The following is a 5,163-nucleotide window of genomic DNA, read 5'->3' on the forward strand; positions in this document are numbered from 1 at the left end:
TTCGGTCAATGGGCTTGAACAAGGCTACGGGAGATGTGGTCGGCCAGAACTTTGGCCGTTGCGCCGTCCGCCAGGATCCCGGGGTCGAGGTTGATTTTGTAATGTGTCTTGAGCTTGCTCAGCGAGCGGATCAATGCCAGTGAAGTGCCGCCGGAATCGAAGAAATCATCATTGACGCCGATGTTTTTCAGACCCAGGTCTTCGCTCCAGACCTTGAGCACGAAGTGCTCCTGTTCACTGAGGCCCTTGACGTCTGCCGCGCTTGAAGGCGTCGTGTCAGCGGCAGGCGAGGGCAGTTGTTGCTTGTCGATTTTGCCGTGATGAGTCACCGGCAGTTCTGCCAGCGGCACATACACCGAGGGCCGCATGTACTCCGGCAAATTTTCGGCCATCAACGCGGCAACTTCGCTGCGAGCCTGTTCGGTCCAGGCATCGACGCCCTGGCCTGGTACCACGTAAGCCACCAGGCGCAGGTCACCATCGCCGTAATCATGTACGCCGACATGGGCAGCGGCCACGCTGGGGCTGGTTTGCAGAGAGGCTTCGATCTCGCCTGGCTCGATGCGGAAACCGCTGATTTTCAATTGCTCGTCGCAGCGACCGGCATAACTGTATTCGCCATTACTCTCCAGGGTCATCAGGTCGCCAGTACGGTAAGCGCGTATGGCACCGGGCAACTCGACGAAGCGCTCGACGTTGAGCGCCTCACGGTTCAGGTAGCCCTGAGCCACGCCAGCACCTTCGATGTACAGCTCGCCGGTAGTGCCTGCCGCCACTGGCGCCAGGCTGGCGTCAAGCAGGTGCAGGCGCCAGCCGTCCAGCGGCTTGCCCAGCGACACCATGGCTGCTGTTTCCAGGTCCTGCGCCAACACTCGCTTGAAGGTGGTGTGAACGGTGGCCTCGGTGATGCCGTACATGTTGATCAGCGCGGGCTTCTGGTCGCCGTGACGCTCGACCCAGGGACGCAGCACGCTGGCGGGCAACGCTTCGCCACCGAACACTACGTAGCGCAGCGCCAGCGGCGCGGTGTTGCCACGATCGGCCTCATCAAGACCACGGAAAGCCGATGGCGTCTGGCTGAGTACGGTGATGCGCTGATCGGCGAGCCATTGACGCAGAGCGGCAGGAGAGCGCGAGACGTCATACGGGACAACGGCCACCTGGCCGCCGTGGGCGAGGGCACCCCAGATTTCCCAGACCGAGAAGTCGAAACCGATGGAGTGGAACATCGACCAGACGTCCTGGGCGTTGAAGCCGTAGGCGCGTTGAGTACTTTCCAGCAGGCGACTGACGTTGCCATGAGAAACCTGTACGCCCTTGGGCTCACCGGTGGAGCCAGAGGTGTAGATGATGTAGGCAGTGGAATTACTCGGGTTGATACGGGTGTCTTCAGCAGCCGGTTGCAGCGCCGGCGCGGACAGTAACTCGTCGAGCGCCAATACGCGCAGGGACGGTATTTTCGGCAGGTTGGCGGCATCACCGATGATCAGGCTCAGCTCGCTGTCACGCACGATGTGCTCGACGCGTTTGCCAGGGTATTGCGGGTCGACCGGCACATAGGTGCCACCGGCTTTGAGAATACCCAGCAGGCTGGTGACCAGATCGACGCTGCGCGGCAGGTACATACCCACACGCGTGCCGTAGGTCACACCTTCATCGCGTAAACGTGCAGCCAGCTTTGTCGACAGCGCGTCGAGCTGTGCGTAGCTCAACGTCCGGGCCGCATCGCTGACGGCGGTGCGCTCAGGAAATTGTCGCGCCCTGTCACTGAATATCTCGTGCAGGAAAGCACCGGGCTTGAGAGGGGCTGACGCGGCGTTAGGCGATTCGTCAGTGTTCGTAATCGGCATGACCAAGGCTCCTGTGTAATAACCAGATGCAGCGTGCAAATCCGCTGCAATCGAGACATCCCTGCGGCCTGAGGAATCCGTCAATGGGCCGGCATGATCCGCAGTTGGCGCATTTCAGCACCGTCTGCCGGCCTGCGTCTGTCGAGGGAAATGGGGACAAAGCCTGCCGAACTGGATCAGTACGCATCGACACGCTGTGCGACCGATGTCCCGGATTGCGGTGACAGACGCCCCTGGCCATCAGTGTTTTTATTCTTGCGCGGTGCCGGAGCGTGTTGGTCTGGCTCCCTACAAAAAGTGGATGTGAAGGGCTGAGGTCCAGGAGTTTGTTCATGAGTCTTCAAGCTAACACTGCGTCCGTTTTCGCTGATGAGCAGCAAACGGATACGCCAACCTGGCCCGACAGGGCCGCTGACCCGTCGGTACGGTTGTCCTTGCTGGCTACCGGTAACAGTTTGCCTGTGGTGATCGAGCCAACAGCTGACGAGCTGGACCCGGTGCTGTGGGCCAGCGCCCGGCGCGAAGCGATCGAGACGCTGCTGTGCCGTCACGGCGCAGTCTTGTTTCGGGGATTTGATCTGCCTTCGGTCGCCGCCTTCGAATCGTTCGCCGAGGCGCTTTCGCCTGGCTTGCACGGCACGTATGGCGACCTTCCGAAGAAGGAAGGCGGGCGCAATGTCTATCGCTCCACGCCGTATCCCGAGCGCGAGATGATTCTTTATCACAATGAGAGTTCGCACCTGGAAAGCTGGCCACGCAAGCAATGGTTCTTCTGCGAGCAGCCATCGCGGGTGGGTGGGGCAACTCCGCTGGCGGACATCCGTCAAGTGCTCGCGTACCTGCCGAAAGAGGTGGTCGAGCGCTTCGAGAGCAAAGGTCTGCTTTACAGCCGCACCTTCACCGCCGGTGTCGAGCCAAGCTGGGAATCGTTCTTCGGCACGTCCGAACGCAGCGTTATTGAACAGCGTTGCCGCGAGCAAGGTACAGACTTCGAATGGCTTGACGGCGACACTTTGCAGCTGCGCACCCAGTGCCCGGCGGTGATCACCCACCCTTTCACGGGAGAGCGTTGTTTCTTCAACCAGGTGCAGTTGCATCACCCGTACTGCATGGGCGAGGAGCTGCGCGAGGACCTGCTTGACATGTTCGGCCCCGACCGCCTGCCACGGTTGGTCAGCTATGGCGACGGCTCAGCCATCGAGGACCCGGTAATGGCCTTGATCGGTGAAGCCTACGAGGCTTGCGCTGTGCGTTTCGAATGGCGCAAGGGCGATGTGGTGATGCTTGACAACATGCTTGCCGCCCACGCCCGTGACCCCTATGAGGAACCCCGGCTGATCGTTGTCGCCATGGGCGAAATGACCGCTCGGGGCGACGTTTGGCAACCGGCCTGAATGATCGACATCCCGTTATCAAGCCAGGACTTTCAACCACCGGCGCCCGCGCTGGCTAATGCATTCAAGGGCAGCAGCTAATGAAAACCAAGCAAGAGAAGAAGGCCAGACCAGGCTCGATCATGCGTCTGTTATGGAGCAGCCATCCCTGGCTGACGTTCTTTACGCTTCTGACCGGGCTCATCAGCGGCGTTGCGTCCATTGCCGTGGTCAATGTGATCAACCAGGCGATTCATGAGGAGACCTTTCAGCGTCAGTCGCTGTTCTGGTTCGTCGGCCTGAGCGTGGTGGCGCTACTGTTCCGCAACGGTGCGTCGCTGTTTCCGGCTTATGCCAGCATGCGCATCATGACCCGTCTGCGCATTGCCCTGTGCCGCAAGATCCTCGGCACGCCGCTTGAGGAGGTCGACCGCCGCGGTGCGCCGAATGTGCTGACCCTGCTGACCAGCGATATTCCGCAACTCAACGCCACGCTGTTGATCATGCCGACGATCCTGGTGGAGTCGGCGGTGTTCCTGTTCGGTATTGCCTACCTGGCCTACCTGTCCTGGGTGGTGTTTGCGATAACCATCTCGCTGATGATGCTGGGCGTTGCAATGTACCTGCTGTTTTTCATGGGTGGCATGAAGTTCACCCACAAGGTGCGCGACGAATTCACGGCCTTCAACGAATACACACACGCACTGGTGTTCGGCCTCAAGGAACTGAAACTCAACGGTATTCGCCGCCGCTGGTTCAGCCGCTCGGCGATCCAGGAGTCTTCGATCCGGGTCGCGAAGTACAACTACATCGAACGGCTCTGGTTCACTGCCGCCGAAAACGTTGGCCAGTTGACCCTGTCGTTGCTGGTCGGCTGCCTGCTGTTCGCTGCGCCGATGTTCGCTGTCATCGATGCCAAGACCATGAGCGCCAGTGTGCTGGCGGTGCTGTACATCATGGGCCCGCTGGTGATGCTGGTCAGCGCCATGCCGATGCTGGCCCAGGGACGTATTGCCTGCACGCGACTGGCGGATTTCGGATTCTCCATCAACGAACCGCATCCGGAGCCGGAAACCAGCGATACAGACAATGTGCTGCTTCTCGATCACAAGAAGTCCTGGGGCAGTATCCAGCTCAAGAACGTACACATGAACTACAAGGACCCGCAGAGCAGTTCCGGTTTTGCCCTGGGACCTATCGACCTGACGATCCACGCCGGTGAGCTGGTCTACATCGTCGGCGGCAACGGTTGTGGCAAAAGCACCCTGGCCAAAGTGTTCTGCGGCCTGTACATCCCGCAAGAAGGTCAGCTACTGCTCGACGGTGCGGCGGTCACAGACGACTCGCGCGGCGACTATCGCGATCTGTTCTCGGCGGTGTTCTCTGACTTCCATCTGTTCAACCGATTGATAGGTCCTGACGAGAAAGAGCATCCCAGCACCGATCAGGCGCAGACATACCTGTCGACCCTGGGCCTGGAAGACAAGGTTCAGATCGAGGGACTGGGTTACTCGACCACCACGGCCTTGTCATACGGCCAGCAGAAACGCCTGGCCCTGGTTTGCGCCTATCTGGAAGACCGTCCGATTTACCTGCTGGACGAATGGGCCGCCGACCAGGACCCGCCATTCAAGCGCTTCTTCTACGAGGAACTGCTGCCGGACCTCAAACGGCGCGGCAAGACCGTTTTGATCATCACTCACGACGACCAGTACTTCCAGCTGGCCGATCGCATCATCAAGTTGGTCGATGGTTGCATCGTCTCCGACGTGAAGTGCGCGGTGCAGGACAAGCGCGCCTGAACTGAAGCGCGGTCCAAATTTCCAGGGATGATCCTTCGCAAAACGGCATGAAGCGCGCTACTCCCTGGCCCCGAATCGACTATCGGCTGTCGCCGCCTTTTGCGTGCGACAAGGCCAACCCTTTGCGAGAAGAAATGT

General features: G+C 60.0%; 3 protein-coding genes. 2 read left to right on the top strand and 1 reads right to left on the bottom strand.

Translation table 11 applies throughout. The features are described from left to right. Positions 1–5 precede the first annotated feature (5 nt). A complete protein-coding gene (syrB1, locus tag JOE39_RS06975; protein WP_210077645.1) occupies positions 6–1,850 on the bottom strand; it encodes a syringomycin E biosynthesis L-threonine--[L-threonyl-carrier protein] ligase SyrB1 in 1,845 nt (614 codons plus the stop codon). Between the two features lie 332 nt (positions 1,851–2,182). Here syrB1 and JOE39_RS06980 point away from each other — a divergent pair, with 332 nt between their 5' ends. Next, entirely contained in the window at positions 2,183–3,244 is a 1,062-nt protein-coding gene (locus tag JOE39_RS06980) for a TauD/TfdA family dioxygenase (protein ID WP_003426763.1), read from the top strand. 80 nt (positions 3,245–3,324) lie between these two features. After that, complete coding sequence (gene syrD, locus JOE39_RS06985) at positions 3,325–5,025, top strand: cyclic peptide syringomycin export ABC transporter SyrD (protein WP_003318968.1); 1,701 nt, start codon at positions 3,325–3,327, stop codon at positions 5,023–5,025. Positions 5,026–5,163: the final 138 nt, after the last annotated feature.

The sequence above is a fragment of the Pseudomonas sp. PvP100 genome, assembly GCF_017833055.1.
In the GTDB taxonomy this organism is placed as follows: Bacteria; Pseudomonadota; Gammaproteobacteria; order Pseudomonadales; family Pseudomonadaceae; genus Aquipseudomonas; species Aquipseudomonas syringae.